Source organism: Alloalcanivorax mobilis (assembly GCF_002864685.1).
GTDB lineage: Bacteria > Pseudomonadota > Gammaproteobacteria > Pseudomonadales > Alcanivoracaceae > Alloalcanivorax > Alloalcanivorax mobilis.
On sequence record NZ_NMQZ01000017.1, the window covers coordinates 97,460 to 115,333 of the forward strand.

Annotated in this window: 13 protein-coding genes and 1 pseudogene; 9 read left to right on the plus strand and 5 right to left on the minus strand. The window is 64.7% G+C overall.

Annotation, left to right across the window (positions count from 1 at the left end):
* Nucleotides 1-16: 16 nt before the first annotated feature.
* From aroB to hemE, 5 genes are all read left to right on the plus strand, one after another.
* Nucleotides 17-1,111 (plus strand): 3-dehydroquinate synthase, encoded by a 1,095-nt coding sequence (gene aroB / locus CGS25_RS10285; protein ID WP_408608727.1) that lies wholly within the window; start codon nucleotides 17-19, stop codon nucleotides 1,109-1,111.
* Nucleotides 1,101-2,465 carry an SPOR domain-containing protein gene (locus CGS25_RS10290; RefSeq protein ID WP_089033337.1) on the plus strand — a complete coding sequence of 455 codons (1,365 nt, stop codon included), beginning with the start codon at nucleotides 1,101-1,103 and terminating at the stop codon, nucleotides 2,463-2,465. Before aroB ends, CGS25_RS10290 begins: the two co-directional genes overlap by 11 nt.
* 202 nt (nucleotides 2,466-2,667) lie before the next feature.
* Nucleotides 2,668-7,134, plus strand: coding sequence for a glutamate synthase large subunit (gene gltB / locus CGS25_RS10295; RefSeq protein WP_101675395.1), 4,467 nt, complete (start codon nucleotides 2,668-2,670; stop codon nucleotides 7,132-7,134).
* Nucleotides 7,135-7,145: 11 nt separating this feature from the next.
* Nucleotides 7,146-8,567, plus strand: coding sequence for an FAD-dependent oxidoreductase (locus tag CGS25_RS10300; RefSeq protein WP_089033335.1), 1,422 nt, complete (start codon nucleotides 7,146-7,148; stop codon nucleotides 8,565-8,567).
* 163 nt (nucleotides 8,568-8,730) lie between these two features.
* The gene (hemE, locus tag CGS25_RS10305; protein ID WP_089033334.1) at nucleotides 8,731-9,792 is read left to right on the plus strand and encodes a uroporphyrinogen decarboxylase; all 1,062 of its coding nucleotides are present in this window, start codon (nucleotides 8,731-8,733) and stop codon (nucleotides 9,790-9,792) included.
* Nucleotides 9,793-10,046: 254 nt separating this feature from the next.
* On the opposite strand, the gene CGS25_RS10310 is transcribed toward hemE, so the two are convergent.
* The 5 genes from CGS25_RS10310 to CGS25_RS10330 form a co-directional block, all read right to left on the minus strand.
* On the minus strand, nucleotides 10,047-10,505 hold the full coding sequence (locus CGS25_RS10310; RefSeq protein WP_089033333.1) for a PaaI family thioesterase: 459 nt from the start codon (nucleotides 10,503-10,505) through the stop codon (nucleotides 10,047-10,049).
* A 48-nt stretch (nucleotides 10,506-10,553) separates the two neighbouring features.
* The gene (locus CGS25_RS10315) at nucleotides 10,554-10,907 is read right to left on the minus strand and encodes a 4a-hydroxytetrahydrobiopterin dehydratase (protein ID WP_089033332.1); all 354 of its coding nucleotides are present in this window, start codon (nucleotides 10,905-10,907) and stop codon (nucleotides 10,554-10,556) included.
* A 236-nt stretch (nucleotides 10,908-11,143) separates the two neighbouring features.
* A complete protein-coding gene (locus CGS25_RS10320) occupies nucleotides 11,144-12,379 on the minus strand; it encodes an acyl-CoA dehydrogenase family protein (RefSeq protein ID WP_089033331.1) in 1,236 nt (411 codons plus the stop codon).
* A gap of 168 nt (nucleotides 12,380-12,547) precedes the next feature.
* Nucleotides 12,548-13,234, minus strand: coding sequence for a 2-phosphosulfolactate phosphatase (locus CGS25_RS10325; RefSeq protein ID WP_101675396.1), 687 nt, complete (start codon nucleotides 13,232-13,234; stop codon nucleotides 12,548-12,550).
* Nucleotides 13,235-13,455: 221 nt separating this feature from the next.
* A complete protein-coding gene (locus CGS25_RS10330) occupies nucleotides 13,456-14,151 on the minus strand; it encodes a ComF family protein (RefSeq protein ID WP_101675397.1) in 696 nt (231 codons plus the stop codon).
* Between the two features lie 85 nt (nucleotides 14,152-14,236).
* Between CGS25_RS10330 and bioB the strand changes: the two genes are divergently transcribed.
* From bioB to CGS25_RS10350, 4 genes and pseudogenes are all read left to right on the plus strand, one after another.
* Nucleotides 14,237-15,406, plus strand: coding sequence for a biotin synthase BioB (gene bioB, locus CGS25_RS10335; protein WP_089033328.1), 1,170 nt, complete (start codon nucleotides 14,237-14,239; stop codon nucleotides 15,404-15,406).
* Between the two features lie 18 nt (nucleotides 15,407-15,424).
* Nucleotides 15,425-16,576 carry an 8-amino-7-oxononanoate synthase gene (gene bioF / locus CGS25_RS10340; protein WP_089033327.1) on the plus strand — a complete coding sequence of 384 codons (1,152 nt, stop codon included), beginning with the start codon at nucleotides 15,425-15,427 and terminating at the stop codon, nucleotides 16,574-16,576.
* 311 nt (nucleotides 16,577-16,887) lie between these two features.
* Nucleotides 16,888-17,694: a pimeloyl-ACP methyl ester esterase BioH gene (gene bioH, locus CGS25_RS10345; RefSeq protein ID WP_232802351.1), complete on the plus strand. Its 807-nt coding sequence runs from the start codon at nucleotides 16,888-16,890 to the stop codon at nucleotides 17,692-17,694.
* Nucleotides 17,657-17,874 (plus strand): annotated as a pseudogene (locus CGS25_RS10350) (malonyl-[acyl-carrier protein] O-methyltransferase BioC); the annotation flags it as partial. The gene bioH and the pseudogene CGS25_RS10350, both read left to right, overlap by 38 nt.

Here is a 17,874-nt window from a genome sequence, read left to right on the forward strand (position 1 = left end):
AACGGCGGAGTCGTCTATGAATCAACCCGAGGTGCTGCGGCTGGACGTGGCGCTGGCGGAGCGCAGCTACCCGATCCACATCGCGCCGGGGCTGCTCGACCAGGCACTGATCCGCGAGCACGTTCGTGGCAATCAGGTGATGGTGGTCAGCAACGAAACCATCGCCCCGCTCTATCTTGAGCGCGTGACCGCCGGGCTGGCGGACCTGCAATGCGACACCCTGGTGCTGCCCGATGGCGAGGCCCACAAGACCCTGGCCACGCTGGAGCGTATTTTTGATGCCCTGATGACCCGGCGCCACTCGCGCACCACCACGCTGGTGGCGCTGGGTGGCGGCGTGGTGGGCGACATGGTCGGATTCGCCGCCGCCTGTTATCAGCGCGGCGTGGATTTTATCCAGGTGCCGACCACTCTTCTGGCGCAGGTGGATTCCTCGGTGGGCGGCAAGACCGCCGTCAATCACCCGCGCGGCAAGAACATGATCGGTGCTTTTCACCAGCCGCGCGCGGTGATCATCGATACCGCCGTGCTCGCCACCCTGCCCGAGCGTGAGTTCGCCGCCGGCATGGCCGAGGTGATCAAATACGGTCTGATCCGCGATCCGGCCTTTCTGGACTGGTTGCAACAGCAACAACCGGCCCTGGAGGCACGCCAGCCGGCGGCGCTGTCGGAGGCAATTCTGCGCAGTTGTCGCAATAAGGCCGAGGTGGTCGCCGCCGACGAAACCGAGCAAGGCAACCGGGCGCTGCTCAACCTGGGGCACACCTTCGGCCACGCCATGGAAACCTTTACCCACTACCGGGACTGGCTGCACGGCGAGGCGGTGGCCGCGGGCATGGTGATGGCGGCGCATTTGTCCGCCGGCCAGGGCTGGCTGGAGGCCGCCGACGTGGAGCGGGTCAGGGCGGCGCTGGCGGCCTGGAAGCTGCCGGTCACGGCGCCGCGCGGCATGGCGGTCGAAGATTTTGAAGAACTGATGGCGCTGGACAAAAAAGTCCAAAACGGACGGCTGCGGCTGGTGTTGCTGAAACAAATCGGCAATGCCCTGGTCACAGCCGAATACGATCCCAACGCATTGATGCGAACGCTCGAGGCCTTTTGTGAGAGATGAGGATTTTTTCTACGAAGGCGCTGAACGCGGCGACCTTCTCGACGCCCTGAACGGCCACGCCCACGAAGGCGCCACCACGGTGCTGGAGGGCGACACCGGCAGCGGTGTTTCCACTCTGCTGGGCATGTTGGCCATGTCCCTGGTCAGCGATTTCGAGCTGATTCGCCTGGACGGCGCCGAGGCGCTGGACGCCAATGCGGTGGTGGACGCCATGCTCGGGCATTTCGGCATTGAGCGCACCGATCTGGCGGAGACCCTGAAGCAGACGCTGGCGCACAACCGCTTGATGATCGTGGTGGACAACGCCGAGCAACTGGAAAGCGCCGCATTGACCACCATGGCCTCGTTGAAACAGAAGCTCGGCCAGCGGCTCGCCTATGTGTTTGGCGGCGTGCCGGGCACCAGCGAAAAGGTGCGCGCGGCCGGGCTGACGGTGGCGGACACCCTGGTATTGCCCTCTTTGGACGATGAGCAGGTGATCGCCTTTGTCGAGGAAGCGTTCGCCATTGATCTGGACGATGAACAGGCGGCGGAGCTGCGCGAGCGCAGCGACGGCCTGCCCGGGCCATTGCTGGGCCTGCTTGAGCACCACGAGTCGCGACCGCCGGCGGCGGCCACCACCGGCGGTCGGCGGCCGATTCCGCTGCGCCACGGCCTGGCGGTGGGGGCGCTGGTGCTGGTGGTGCTGGTGCTGTGGCTGGCCAGCGGTGGCGATGACGACGAGGCGCCGGCATCGAGCCGGGTGGTGGGATTGAAAGTACCGGCGCCTCCGGCCGCGCCCCCAGCCGACCCGGACGCGCAAGCCGAAGCCAAGCCGCAGCGCCCGGCGTTGATCAATTCTCCCGAGCAGAGCCGCCGCGCCCTGGCGGAATACGCCGATTCGGCCAAGGCCTTCGAGAAAGCCGAGAGCCGCCGTGAGCCGCCCGCGCAGGAGGCCGCTCCGGCCACCGATAAGCCGGCTCCGGCGTCGGCGGATCAACCCGCCGCCCGGCCGCAACCCGCTCAGACGCAGACGCCGGCTCCGGCGCCGGCCAGTAAGCCGGCGACGCCGGCCGCCGCCGCTTCCGATTATCGTCAGGCGGGCTGGCTGGCGGGCCGGGCCGACTCCGACTGGTTTCTGCAATTGATCGCCACCGGCCGGGAAGAGGGTGCGCGCGGCGTGCTTGACCAACTGCGGGGCGAGGGCGCCTACTATCGCACACGGCGTGGCGAAAAGACCGTCTACCTGGTGGTGGCGGGCCCTTACGCCAGCCGGGACGCGGCACTGGCGGCCAGGGAGACGTTGCCCGACGCCTTGCGCAAAAGTGGCCCGTTCCCAAGGCCAATGGCGGATATACGCAAAGAGTTGCCCTGATTTCACTGCCGCGCGGCGCCAAACGCGGCCGCGGCGGAATGTCGGAGGAACCCACGGAAACCGGAGGCGGCGACGCTTTCGGTTCCCGTTTGTTCCCTATCCCCTCAATGTGTAGAATGCATATCCCTTTTTTGCCGTCGCCGTTTTATTGGCGCCAGTTCCGCCTTCTGTAAGTCTCTGAATTTCAAGAGGATAGGTTTTGATGCAGCAGAATTCAACGCTGGTGCAGGGCCTCTATGAGCCCGGAGAATTCCGGGACAACTGTGGTTTCGGGCTGATCTCCCATATGGAAGGTCAGACCAGCCATGAGCTCCTGCAGACCGCCATCGAAGCACTCACCTGCATGACCCACCGGGGCGGCATCAATGCCGATGGTAAGACCGGTGATGGCTGCGGGCTGTTGCTCAAAAAGCCGGATTCCTTCTTCCGTAAGGTCGCCGAAGCGCAGGGCATCGACCTGCCCGGCACCTACGCCGTGGGGATGATGTTCACCCATCCGGAGGCCGATCGCGCCGACGCTCAGAAAGCGATCGTCGAAGAGCAGATCAGCGCCCAGGGCCTGACCGTGCTGGGGTGGCGCGAAGTGCCCACCGATCCCTCTTGCCTGGGTGAGCTGGCGATGCGCCTGCTGCCGGGCTTCCACCAGGTGCTGGTGGCCGGGGTCGAGGGAGAAACCGAAGCGCAGCTCAACCGCCGCCTGTTCTACGCGCGCCGCCACGCGGAGAAGCGCATCGACGAGGACGGCTACTTCTATGTCTGCTCGTTGTCCGCGTCCACGGTGTCCTACAAAGGGCTGATGATGCCGGTGGATCTGCCGGCGTTCTTCCCGGATCTGGGCGACGAGGCGATGGAAACCAGCATCGTGGTCTTCCACCAGCGCTTCTCCACCAACACCTCGCCGCAGTGGCCGCTGGCCCAGCCGTTCCGTTTTCTTGCCCCCAACGGCGAGATCAACACCATTCAGGGCAACCGCAACTGGTCGGTGGCGCGGCAGAACAAGTTCGACAACGAGCTGCTGCCGAACCTGGAAGACCTCAGCCCGCTGGTCAACCGCAAGGGCTCCGACTCATCGAGCATGGACAACATGCTGGAGGTGTTGCTCGCCGGTGACATGGATCTGTTCCGCGCGGTGCGCATGATGGTGCCGCCGGCCTGGCAGAACGTGGAAACCATGGACGCCGACCTGCGCGCCTTCTACGAATACAACTCCATGCACATGGAGCCGTGGGACGGCCCCGCCGGCCTGGTCATGACCGACGGCCGCTATGCGGTCTGCATGCTGGATCGCAACGGCCTGCGGCCGGCCCGCTGGGTGATCACCAAGAATGGCTTTATTACGCTGTCCTCGGAAATCGGCGTGTACAGCTATCAGCCGGAAGACGTGGTCGCCAAGGGCCGGGTCGGGCCCGGTCAGATTCTGGCGGTGGACATCGACAAGGGCGAGTTGCTGCAAACCAGCGACATCGACAATCGCCTCAAGGTGCGTCACCCCTATCGTCAGTGGCTGAAAGAAAACGCCTTGCGCATCGAAGCCAACTACGACCATGAGGTCGAGCGCACCGACGACATCGATCCGCAGGATCTGCTCAGCTATCAGAAGTTCTTCCAGATCAGTTTCGAAGAGCGCGACCAGGTGCTGCGTCCGCTGGCGGAATCCGGCCAGGAAGCCACCGGCTCGATGGGCGACGACACGCCGATGGCGGTGCTCAGCCAGCGTGAGCGGCCGCTTTACGATTTCTTCCGCCAGCAGTTCGCTCAGGTCACCAACCCGCCCATCGATCCGCTGCGCGAAGCGATCGTAATGAGCCTGGAAACCTGTGTCGGCGCCGAGCGCAATGTGTTCGAGGAAACCGCCGACCACGCCGACCGGGCGATTCTGTCCACGCCGGTGCTGTCGCATTCCAAGTTCACCAATCTGCTCAAGATTGATCGCCCCGGCTACGGGTTCGAACGGCTCAGCCTGCATTACGGCGCCGAGCAGGGCCTCAAGCAGGCGGTCACCGCCCTGTGCGAAAACGCCGAGCAGGCGGTACGCGATGGCAAGGTGATCCTGGTGCTCTCCGACCACGGCATCGCCCAGGACACCCTGACGATTCACGCCCTGATGGCCTGTGGCGCGGTGCATCACCACCTCACCGCCCGTGGCCTGCGCAGCGACGCCAACATTATTGTCGAGACCGCCACGGCGCGCGATTCCCATCACTTCGCGGTGCTGTTCGGGTTCGGCGCCACCGCCGTTTACCCCTACCTGGCCTATGACGTGATTTCCGACATGGTCAAGAGCGGCGAGCTGATCGGCGACGCGGTGGAGCTGCAGAAGAATTTCCGCAAGGGCGTCAACAAGGGGCTGATGAAAATCCTCTCGAAAATGGGGATTTCCACCATCACCTCTTACCGTGGCGCTCAGCTTTTCGAGGCCATCGGCATCGCCAGTGAAGTGGTCGACCAGTGCTTCAACGGTGTGCAAAGCCGCATCGAAGGCGCCAATTTCGAAGACTTCGAAAACGATCAGAAAGCGATTGCCGCCGACGCCTGGAAACAACGCAAGCCGATCGATCCTGGCGGCGTGCTGAAGTACATCCACGGCAAGGAATACCACGCCTTCAACCCGGACGTGGTGCACGCCATTCACCGCGCCACCCAGAATGGCGATTACCAGGCCTACAAAGAGTTCGCCTCGCTGGTCAACGACCGCCCGGTGGCGACCCTGCGCGACCTGCTGAAGCTGCGCGACGACGTCAGCGCCATCGAGCTGGATCAGGTGGAGCCGATCGAGGATATCCTGCCGCGTTTTGATTCCGCTGGCATGTCCCTGGGCGCGCTCAGCCCGGAAGCCCACGAGGCCATCGCCACCGCCATGAACCGGCTCGGTGGCCGCTCCAACTCCGGCGAGGGCGGTGAAGACCCGGCCCGTTTCGGGACCGAGCGGGTCTCCAAGATCAAGCAGATCGCCTCCGGCCGTTTCGGCGTGACCCCGCATTATCTGGTCAACGCGGAAGTGCTGCAGATCAAGATCGCCCAGGGCGCCAAGCCCGGCGAGGGCGGTCAGTTGCCCGGTGGCAAGGTCAATGCGCTGATCGCGCGGCTGCGTCACTCGGTGCCCGGTGTCACTCTGATTTCACCGCCGCCGCACCACGACATCTATTCCATCGAGGATCTGGCGCAGCTGATCTTTGACCTCAAGCAGGTCAATCCGGAAGCGCTGGTGTCGGTGAAGCTGGTGTCCGAGCCCGGCGTTGGCACGGTGGCCTCCGGCGTGGCCAAGGCCTACGCCGACCTGATCACCATTTCCGGCTACGACGGTGGCACCGCCGCCAGCCCGCTGACCTCGATCCGCTACGCCGGCTCGCCCTGGGAATTGGGGCTGTCCGAGGCGCATCAGGCGCTGCGCGCCAACGACCTGCGCGACAAGATCCGCCTGCAGACCGACGGCGGCCTGAAGACCGGCCTGGATGTGATCAAGGCGGCCATTCTCGGCGCCGAGTCGTTCGGCTTTGGCACCGTGCCGATGATCGTGCTGGGTTGTAAGTACCTGCGCATCTGCCACCTGAACAACTGCGCCACCGGCGTCGCCACCCAGCGTGAGGATCTGCGTCAGGAGCACTTTATCGGTGCCCCGGAAATGCTGATCAATTACTTCACCTTCGTGGCCCGTGAAGTGCGTGAGCTGCTGGCGGCGTTGGGCGTCAACAGCCTGGCGGAATTGATCGGCCGCACCGATCTGCTGGAGCGCATCGAAGGCAGCACCGACAAGCAGAAGCGTTTGGATCTGACGCCGATGCTGCGCAACGATCACATTCCGGCGGACAAGCCGACCCATTGCCAGGTGGCGCGCAACGAGCCGTTCGATAAGGGCTTGCTCAACGCCAAAATGGTCGAGGAAATGCAGACCGCCGTGGAAAGCCGCTCCGGGGGCTCGTTCCACTACACCATCACCAACTGCGACCGCTCCGTGGGCGCCACCGTGTCCGGGCAGATTGCCCGCCACCATGGCAACCTGGGCATGGACAGCGCGCCGATCCGGGTGCGCTTCACCGGCACCGCCGGGCAAAGCTTCGGCGTGTTCAACGCCGGCGGGCTGCACATGTACCTGGAAGGCGACGCCAATGACTATGTGGGCAAAGGCATGGCCGGCGGCAAGCTGGTGATCCGGCCGCCCAAGGGCAGCCCGTTCAAGACCCAGGACACCGCCATCGTCGGCAACACCTGCCTGTACGGCGCCACCGGCGGCAAGCTGTTCGCCTCGGGCACTGCGGGTGAGCGTTTCGGTGTGCGCAACTCCGGCGCCAATGCGGTGGTGGAAGGCGCCGGTGATCACTGCTGCGAATACATGACCGGCGGTTGCGTCACGGTACTGGGCCGCACCGGCCACAACTTCGGGGCCGGCATGACCGGTGGTTTCGCCTACGTGCTCGACGAAGACAACGACTTCTTCGACCGCGTGAACCCGGAACTGATCGAGCTGCACCGGATCAGCTCGGAGTCCACCGAATCCCACCGCAGTCACCTGCGTCATGTGATTCATGAGTTCGTGGACGAAACCGGCAGCGAATGGGGCCAGCACATCCTGGACAATTTCGATGCCATCAGCCGCAGGTTCTGGCTGGTCAAACCCAAGGCGGCGAGCCTGGAAGACCTGCTCAAGAGCATGCGCGCTAACCCGGCATAACGAGGAAGAACATGGCTGAACGTCTGAACAATCATTTCCAGTTTCTCGATGTGCCGCGGGTGGACCCCACCAAGAAGGAGATCGAGCAGCGCAAGCATAAGTACGAAGAGATCTACTACCCGTATGAAACCCGGGAAGTGGAGCACCAGGCGCATCGCTGTCTGCATTGCGGCAACCCCTATTGCGAATGGAAGTGCCCGGTGCACAACTACATTCCCAACTGGTTGAAGCTGATCAGCGAAGGCAACCTGATGGAAGCCGTGGAGCTGGCGCACCAGACCAACTCGCTGCCGGAAGTGTGCGGCCGGGTGTGCCCGCAGGATCGCCTCTGCGAAGGCGCGTGCACGCTCAACGACGGCTTTGGCGCGGTCACCATCGGCGCCACCGAGAAGTACATCGCCGACACCGCCCTGGCGATGGGCTGGCGGCCGGACATGTCCAAGGTGGTGTGGACCGACAAAAAAGTCGCCGTGATCGGCGCCGGCCCGGCGGGCATTGGCTGCGCCGACGTACTGGTGCGCAACGGCGTCAAGCCGGTGGTGTTTGATCGTTATCCGGAAATCGGCGGCCTGCTGACCTTTGGCATCCCCGAATTCAAGCTGGAAAAACCGGTGATGACCAAGCGCCGGGAAGTGTTCGAAGGCATGGGCATCGAATTCCGCCTCAACACCGAGATTGGCACCGACATCACCATCGACGAACTGCTGGAAGAATTCGACGCGGTGTTCATGGGCATGGGCACCTACACCTACATGAAAGGTGGCTTCCCCGGCGAGGACCTGGACGGCGTGCACGAAGCGCTGCCGTTTCTGGTCGCCAATGCCAACCGCAACCTGGGCTTCGAGAAAGACCCGGCCGACTTCATTGATGTCAGCGGCAAGCGGGTGGTGGTGCTCGGTGGTGGTGACACCGCCATGGACTGCAACCGCACCTCGATTCGCCAGCGCGCCGACAGCGTGGTGTGCGCCTACCGCCGCGACGAAGAGAACATGCCCGGCTCCCGTCGCGAAGTGGCCAACGCCAAGGAAGAAGGCGTGGAGTTCCTGTTCAACCGCCAGCCCATCGAAGTGGTCGGCGAGAACGGCAAGGTGGTCGGCGTGAAAGTGGTGGAAACCAAACTCGGCGAACCGGACAACAACGGCCGCAGCCGCCCCGAGCCGATTCCCGGCAGCGAGGAAGTGCTGCCCGCCGACGCGGTCATCATCGCGTTCGGCTTCCGCCCCAGCCCGGCCGACTGGTTCGACGGCAACAGCGTGGTTACCGACGAGTCCGGCCGCGTCACCGCCGTGGAAAAACAGGCCTTCCCGTTCCAGACCAGCAACGAGAAGATCTTCGCCGGCGGCGACATGGTGCGCGGCTCCGACCTGGTGGTGACCGCCATCTGGGAAGGGCGCGAGGCCGCTAAGGGTATTCTCGACTATTTGGATGTTTGAGAACGCCTGACGCCGGACGCTTGACGCCCGACGCTTTACAACAAACAGTGCCCAAAGGGTTGCGGCTCCGCAGAGGTTCTTTGCGGAGCCGCAATGCCATAAGAGACGGGTTGGAGCGTCCGGCGTCAGGCGTCGGGCGTCCGGCCAGAAATCAGGAATGCCCATGTCCAATGCTCCGCTAAAGAACGACCGCTTTCTGAAAGCCCTGGCCCGTGAGCCGGTGGATCGTACCCCGATCTGGATGATGCGCCAGGCGGGTCGGTATTTGCCGGAGTACCGGGCCAGCCGGGAGAAGGCGGGGTCGTTCATGGATCTGTGCCGCAACGCGGAGCTGGCCTGCGAGGTCACGCTGCAACCGCTGGCGCGTTACCCTCTGGACGCGGCGATTCTGTTCTCGGACATTCTCACCATTCCCGACGCCATGGGGTTGGGCTTGTATTTCGAGACCGGCGAAGGGCCGAAATTCCGCCATGCCGTGCGCACCGCCGAGGACATCGCGGCCCTGCCGGAGCTGAACGCGGAAACCGATCTGGATTATGTGATGCGCGCGGTGGCCACCATTCGCCGTGAGCTGAATGGGCGGGTGCCGCTGATCGGCTTTTCCGGCAGCCCGTGGACGCTCGCCACCTATATGGTGGAAGGCGGCCCGAGCAAGGATTTCCGCCACCTCAAGGGCATGGTCTACAGCCAGCCTGAACTGGCCCATGCGTTACTGGATAAGCTGGCCCGCTCGGTCACCGATTATCTGAACGCCCAGATCCGCCATGGCGCCCAGGTGGTGCAGATTTTCGACACCTGGGGCGGGGCGCTCTCCGCCGAGGCGTACCAGGCGTTTTCCCTGCGCTATATGAAGCAGATCGTGGATGGCCTGATCCGCGACCACGACGGCCGCAAGGTGCCGGTGATCCTGTTCACCAAGAACGGCGGCCTGTGGCTGGAATCCATGGCCGACAGCGGCTGCGATGCGTTGGGGCTGGACTGGACCATCAACATCGGCGAGGCGCGCCGGCGGGTGGGCGACCGGGTGGCGTTGCAGGGCAACATGGACCCGGCGGTGCTGTACGCGGAACCGGCGGCGATTCGCGCCGAGGTGAAGCGGATTCTGGACGATTTCGGCGCTCACCCCGGCCATATTTTCAATCTTGGCCACGGTATTACGCCGCAGGTGGACCCGGAGCACGCCCGTGTCTTTATTGAAGCGGTGGTGGAGTTGGGCGGCGCCTGATTCGCCGAGCCGGTCGGCGGCGGGGCGCGCCACATGCCAGGGGCGCCGATGGCGGTAATTCAGAGTGCGGAGCAATTAAAAGCGCGGCCCGAAGGCCGCGCAGTGGGTGCCGATGCTTGCCCGAGCGAATCCGAAGACCCCAACGGACAATCATCTCACCGACAGGCAGGAACGTTGCTGCCGGCGTAGGTTTAGATTAGCTCTGACGCGCAAAAAACGTCAACCCTGAATTGCGAAAAAATAAATAAAGCGACTCAGGCGCCGATTTTTCGTAACTGATAAACGTTGTGGGTGAGCGCGACCACCTCGCCCTGATCGTCCTTGATCTGGCAATCCCACTCGAAATCGCATTTGCCGTGCGCCAGCGCGGTGGCTTCGATGCGCTCAATATCCGCTTCGCTGATACGCACCTCCACGGTGGCGTCGGTGGTGGCCGGGCGTCGAAAGCGGATCCGCATGTCCTTGACGATCGGATAGAAGCGCGCGGTGTCGAAGGAGCTCAGATAGATCACACCGCCGGGCAGTTCCGCCAGGGTGTAGAGCGCGCCCGCGTACATGATGCCGACGTGGTTGAGGTTGGCGGCCAGAGGCATCTTCATTTTGCAGTAACCGCGGGCGACCTCCAGGGTCTGTACGCCGCAGCGTGCCACGAAGGGAAAGCTGTTATCGGCGGCCGCCTTGATGGCGGCCTGTTGTTGTTCGCTCAGCGTCATGGTGCGCTCCTGGGGTGGCTGGAACGCTCGAGTCTACCCCGGTGCGGTTCAGGCGCGGTTAACCGGCTCCTGGAAGATTTGGTCAGTCTTGGCGGCGCAGATAAAGTCATTGCGATGCAGGCCGCCGATCTTGTGCGTCCACCAGGTGACGGTGACCTTGCCGTACTCGGTGAGCAGCGCCGGGTGATGGCCCTGCTGCTCGGCCAGCTCGCCGACCCGGTTGGTGAACGCCAGCGCCTCGGCGAAGTTCTTGAAGGTAAACGGGCGTTGCAGGCGCTCCTCGCCGTCTTCCTCGATCTGCTTCCAATCCGGAATTTCCTGTTGCAGCTCCTGGGCTTCCTGCTCGCCGATGCGTGGCGCATCGGCCTGGCACGCTTCGCAGCGCTGTTCTTGCAATGCCATGGGGCACCTCCTTTTGAGTTATCGAACCTGTGACTGACACGGTAGGACCCGGCGGGTGTTGCAGGCAAGGGGCGCTGGACGCCGGACGCCGGACGCCGGACGCTAAGTCAAAACCCGGCCTGAAGCGTTTTTGTGTTTCCTGCCAGGATAGTCAACCACTGACAGGAAACACGTCACACCGGTCCGGTTACGGGTTTAGCGTCCGGCGTCCGGCGTCCGGCATCCAGCGTCCAGCATCAGCCCCGTCCGATCAAATCCCGGGCGATTGCGATCACCTGCATTTCGTCGGTGCCGGCGTAGATTTGCAGGATCTTGGCGTCGCGCATCAATTGCTCGACCCGGGATTCGCGCATGTAGCCGTAGCCGCCGTGCACCTGCACCGCTTCGGTGGCCACTTCCATGGCGGCCTGGGCGGCGTACAGTTTCATCGCCGAGGCTTCCGCCAGGGTCATCTGTTTGCCGGCGCCGGTCAGCTCGATGTAGCGGAACACCATGTTCTGTAGATTGGCGCGCGCCACTTCCATCTTCGCCAGCTTCAACTGAATAAGCTGATTGTCACCGATTGGCCGGCCGAATTGCTGGCGGTCACGGGCGTAGCCCACCGACAGTTCCAGGGCGCGTTCCACCATGCCCAGGGCCATGGCGGCGACGCCCGCGCGCTCTTGCATAAAGGTGGCTTTGGCGCCGGAGCGGCCGTAGGCGGTCTCGCTGCCGCCGAGCAGGCGCTCCGGGCCGGCTTTCACGTCACTGAGAAACAGTTCGCCGGTGGGCGATGAGCCAATGCCCATCTTCTTGAACGGTTTGGACTGCTCCAGCCCGGGCATGCCACGGTCGAGAATGAACGACACGATTTTCCGGTCGCGAGGTTCCACGCCCTCTTCGTCCAGTTTGCAGATCAGAATAATGGTGTCGGCGTAGGGGCCATTGGTGATCCAGGTTTTGCTGCCGTTAATGAGGTAACCGCCCTGGCCATCACGACGGGCCACGGTTTTCATCTGGCCGAAGGCGTCGGAGCCGGAATTGGGCTCGGAAATCGCCCAGGCGCCGACTTTTTCCAGGGTCAACAAAGGCAGCGCCCAACGCTCCTTCTGCTCCAGGGTGCCCTTGCCCATCACCGCGCCGCCGGCGAGGCCCATGGACACCCCCATGGCGGTCACCAGCCCCTGGGCGTGGCGGCACAATTCGATGATCGGGATCATGGTCATCGCCGCTTGCTCACTGGAGCCGCCGCTTTTTTTCGACGATGCGTCGGTGGCGCCGTCGGCGCCGGCGGCTTTCTCGCGGGCGATCTGTTTGTCGAAGCGTTCCTTGGCCATCACGTCCATGCCGAACGTTTTGATCATCTTGCGCAGGATGTCGTAAGGCGGCACGCCGTTGTATTCGATGTCATCCAGATTCGGCACCACTTCCTTGCTGACGAAGTCGCGGACCATCTTCTGGATCATCTGTTGCTGTTCGTTCCATTCGATCATGGTGAATGCGTTCCTGATAGTTGCCGGATAGCACGACGCTACCAGGACACTTCGGGAGCGTCATTGATGCAAACCGATGATGCAGTGACGAGTTTGGTCACGGGGAGCCTGCCGACGCGCCGAGGCGGCGAATGGCAAGTGGACGGCGCATGGCGTCAGGCGCCGACGTCAGGCGCTGGACGTCTCCACCACCCGAATGCAGGGCAGGGGCTCGAAGGTGACGCCCATGACCAGGGCGTCGTCGCCGCCGTCCTGGCTGGCCATGTCGATGTCCTGTGGACGCAGGCGGGGGTGGCTGCCATCCAGAAATTTGCGGGCGGCGAAAGCGTTGCGGGTGCGTTGCTGAGCCTGTTGCAGGTCGATGCCCTCGCCGCCGAGCAGGGCGCGGATGTACTCGGCGCAGGCCACGTCTTCATCGCCGGTGGGGTGGGACGCCACCAGCACCACCGTGTCCGGTGCTTGCGCCTGCAAATAGCGGGCGGTGGCGCGCGCGTTGACCAGGCTCGCCACCAGCACCTGGGCGCTGTCGCGAGCACGCAACGTGGCCGCCACACCGTTGGTGGTGCGCATGATGATATGGCGGCCACGCAGATCGGTGTGGCGGATCTCCCAGGGCGAGTTGCCCAGGTCGAAACCGTCGATGGGCAGCGCCTGCACCTCGCCCACCAGCAACGCGTCCGGGTATTGCTTGCGCAGTTCAAAGGCGTCCTCCGACGACGACACCGGAAAAATATGGCTCAAGCCGCCCAGAAACGCCTCGTGGCTGGTGGTGAACGCGCGGATCACATCGATCACCACGGTGATGCCGTTGACGTTGTGCGGCGGATTGTGGCCCTGGGCGATGTGAATCTTCATGGCGCGGTCCGGTGGCGGGCAAAGAGGAGCCGGCATTATGACGGACGGGGTGCGCTGGGGGCCAGGATGGAGGGAATAGCGTAGGCCGTGCCGTCGGTGAAGCCGTGCTCCGTGTCGAAAATGAGCCACAAGCCACAAGCCACAAGCCACAAGCCACAAGCCACAAGCCACAAGCTACCAGGCGCCGCGATCCGTGTGGCTTGCAGCTTGCAGCTTGTGGCTCAAACCCGCCCCTGCAACGTCCTCGCCAGCACCCACACCCGCACCTCCAGCGCGCCGGCGTTGAGCAGGGCGTGGCTGGCGGCGCGGGCGGAGCCGCCGCTGGTCATGACGTCGTCGATCAGGAGAACCCGTTGACCGTGGGCGCGCGGGTCGGCGATGAAGGCGTCGCGCAGATTGCGCTGGCGCTGCGTCTGGCTGAGCCCCTGCTGATGTTGGCTGGCATGGCGCCGTCGCAGCAACGGGACGACCGGCTGGCGCCAGCTCTGGCCGAGATGGCGGGCGAACCGTTCGGCCTGGTCGAAGCCGCGCCAGAGGCGCCGCCGCCAGTGAGCGGGCAGCGGGCACACCAGGTCGGCCTCTGGCCACGGGCCCGGCGCCGGCTCGGCGAGGCTCAGCAGGGCCCGCTCCAGATGCAGACGCCCGCGGTGTTTGTAGGCATTGATCAGCCGGTCCACCGGAAAATCGTAACGCCATTGGCTGTAGGTGGCGGAGAACGGCGGTGGGCGGCGCAGGCAGCGACCGCACAGGCTGGCCGCCGCTACCCCTGGGGTCGGCAGGCCACAGCGGCACAGCGGCTTTTCCAGGGTCAGACTCGCCTGCAAATGGGCGCGACACAGGGTGCACAGGCCGCCGCCGGAGCGGGCGCACAGGGTGCAGGGCGCCTGGCTGCGAAACGGATTGAGGTTAAAAAACATCCAAATGTTAACCTTTGAAACGCTTTCAAGTTGACAGGGAAAGGCGGGCTGCTAGTCTGTTCGCTTACCATTCGGGAGAGACATGATGACCGCAGCCGCCGCCACGTCCCAGACGACATCCGCTTCCATCCACGTACGCCATGACTGGCATCGCGGTGAGATCGAAGCGCTGTTCGCCTTGCCGTTCAACGATCTGCTGTTCCGCGCCGCCGGCGTGCACCGGCAGAGCTTTGATGCGAACGCGGTGCAGGTGAGCACGCTGCTGTCGATCAAGACCGGCGCCTGCCCGGAAGACTGCAAATACTGTTCGCAGTCCGGCCACTACAACACCGAGCTGGAAAAAGAGAAGCTGCTGGAAGTGGCACGCGTGCTGGAAGAGGCCCGCGCCGCCCGCGACAAGGGCGCGTCGCGGTTCTGTATGGGCGCCGCCTGGCGCAGCCCGCGCGCCAAGGACATGCCCTATGTGCTGGACATGGTGCGTCAGGTGAAATCCCTGGGCATGGAAACCTGCATGACCCTGGGCATGCTGGACGAGCAGCAGGCGAAGGATCTGGCCGACGCCGGCCTGGATTACTACAACCACAATCTGGACACCTCGCCGGAGTACTACGGCAAGGTGATCACCACCCGCACCTACGGTGACCGCCTCAACACCCTGGCCCATGTGCGCGACGCCGGCATGAAAGTGTGCTGCGGCGGCATCGTCGGCATGGGCGAAGGCCGTGACGACCGCGTCGGCCTGCTGCAGCAGCTCGCCAACCTGCCGCACCATCCGGAATCGGTGCCGATCAATATGCTGGTCAAGATCGAGGGCACGCCGCTGGCCGACGTGGACGATCTGGACCCGTTCGAGTTCGTGCGCACCGTGGCGGTGGCGCGCATTCTGATGCCCGAGTCCTATGTGCGCTTGTCCGCCGGCCGCCAGGAAATGAACGACGAGGCGCAGGCCCTGTGCTTCCTGGCCGGCGCCAACTCGATCTTCTACGGCGAGCGGCTGCTGACCACCGACAACCCGGAAGCGAACCACGACCGCCGCCTGTTCGAACGGCTCGGCATTCACCCGCTGGACCCGCGCCACGAAGCCTCCGACGAAGCCCATGAAGAGGCATTGCGCAGCCAGGTGGCCGAGGAAGAGGCGCACAACAGTGGCCTGTTCCACGACGCCCTGGCGTACAGCGGCCCTAACAAACGCGGCGCCAAGCACGTGTTGGATAAGGACACCGGCCGCCCCGCCCAGCAAGCGGCGGACGCCTGAGCCGAGCGGAGCCACCCCTTGGGTTTCGATCTTAAAGCGCGCCTGGATGAACGGCGCGCCCGACACCGCTATCGCCAGCCGGCGTTGATGGACGCCCCCAGCGGCCGGGTGGCCGAGGTGGGTGGCCGTGTCTGCCTGAACTTCTGCTCCAATGACTATCTGGGCCTGGCCAACGACGCCCAGGTGGTGGCCGCCTTCCGCGACGCCGCCAACCAATGGGGCGTGGGCAGCGGCGCCTCGCACTTGGTGTGCGGCCACCAGCGCCCCCACCAGGCGCTGGAAGAGGCGCTCGCCGAGCACACTGGCCGGGCGCGCGCGCTGCTGTTTTCCACCGGCTACATGGCCAACCTGGGCGCCATCACCGCCCTGGTGGGCAAAGGCGATGCGGTGTTCCAGGATCGTCTTAATCACGCCTCCCTGCTCGACGCCGGCCTGCTCAGTGGTGCTCGCTCCCGCCGCTTCGCCCACAACGACGCCGCCGCCCTGGCCGCGCAACTGGCGCGCGCCGAGGCGCCGCGCAAGCTGGTGGTCAGCGACGGCGTGTTCAGCATGGACGGCGACCAGGCGCCGCTGGCCGCCTACCTGGACGCCTGCGAGGCCAGCGACGCTTGGCTGATGGTGGACGACGCCCACGGCCTGGGCGTGCTCGACCACCAAGGCCGGGGCACCGCCTTTGCCCACCAGGTGAACGGGCGGCTGCCGGTGTACATGGGCACCCTGGGCAAGGCCCTGGGCACCGCCGGCGCCTTTGTCGCCGGCTCCGAGGACCTGATCGAAACACTGATACAATTCGCCCGCACCTACATCTACACCACCGCCATGCCCGCCGCCGTCGCCGCCGCCAGCCTGGTCAGCCTGCGCAAGGCACGGGCGGAACACTGGCGCCGGGAACACCTGAGCGCGCTGATCGCGCGCTTCCGGCGCGGCGCCGCCGAGCTGGGCTATGGCCTGATGGACTCGGACACGCCGATCCAACCCTTGCTGATTGGCGACGACGCCGCCGCCCTGGCCCTCAGCCAATCGCTCGCCCAGCAAGGCATTCTGGTCACCGCCATCCGCCCACCGACGGTCCCCGACGGCCAGGCGCGGTTGCGGGTGACGTTGTCGGCGGCCCATGAGGAGGCGGATGTGGATCGGTTGTTGGGCGCCCTGGAGGGCGCCGGACGCTAGACGCTAGACGCTAGACGCTAGACGCCGGACGCTAAACCCGTAACCGGATCGGTGTGACGTGTTGCCTGTCGGTACGGACCATCCTGCCAGGAAACATGTAAACGTTTCAGCGCCGGGTTTTGATTTAGCGTCCGGCGTCCGGCGTCCGGCGTCCGGCGTCTAGCGTCTAGCGTCTAGCGTCCAACAGATTTACGCAAATGTCAGAGTTTGAAGCTATGCAAAGCCAAGATGGTACAGCCGCAACGCCACCAGCCAAGGGTTTGGACCTGGCGTTCAGCGTCCAGCGTCCAGCGTCTGGCGTCCGGCGTCTTGTGCCCTTCCACAACACCTACCGCGCCACCGGCGTGGCCGATAAAGACGCCGGCGACATCGTGTTGCTGCACGGGTGGGGGCTGCATGCGATTGTGTTCGACGACATCGTGCCGGCGTTGCTGGAACGGTTTCGGGTGACGGTGGTGGATTTGCCGGGCATGGGGCAGAGCCCGTTGCCCAACGACGACTACACCCTGGCGTTTCTGGCCGAACAGGTGGCGGCGGTGATGCCGGAAAAGGCCCATCTTTTGGGCTGGTCCCTGGGCGGGCTGGTGGCGTTGCGATTGGCGCTGGATCAGCCGCAAAGGGTGCAATCGGTGATCACGGTGGCGACCACGCCGCGCTTTACCGCCAGCGACGATTGGCCGGCGGCAATGAAGCCGGCAATCTTCGAGGCCTTCGAGCAAATGTGCCAGGAGGATTACGAAGGCACGCTGGTGCGCTTTCTGGCGCTCAACTGCAAGGGCGCCGAGAGCATGCGCCAGGACGTGGCGCGGCTGAAAGAGATTCTTTATTTTTGCGGGCTGCCGGCTCACCGCGCCCTGCGCGAGGGCCTGGCGATTCTGCGCGACACTGATCTGCGCGGCGAGCTGGCGAGGCTGGCGATGCCGTTGCGAATGATCTTCGGCGAGCGTGACAACATCGTGCCGGCGGCGGCGATGGCCGCCATTGAACCGTTGCTGAACGGTCAGGGCGACACCGCGCTGATCGAGCAGGTCGCCCACGTGCCGTTCCTGTCCGCCCCCGACACCTTTACCCGAGCCGTGTATGACTTCCATCGCCAACACCGCTTCCTGGGTGAATAAGCGGGCGGTGGGCGAACGCTTCGGGCGCGCCGCTCGCAGCTACGACGCACACGCCGGCCTGCAACTGGCGTGCGCGCGCACCCTGCTGGAAATGGCGCCGGCGACGCTGGCGGACCCGCGCGCCCTGGAGCTGGGTTGCGCCACCGCGCCGCTGGCGCGCGCCCAGCAGGCGCGCTGGCC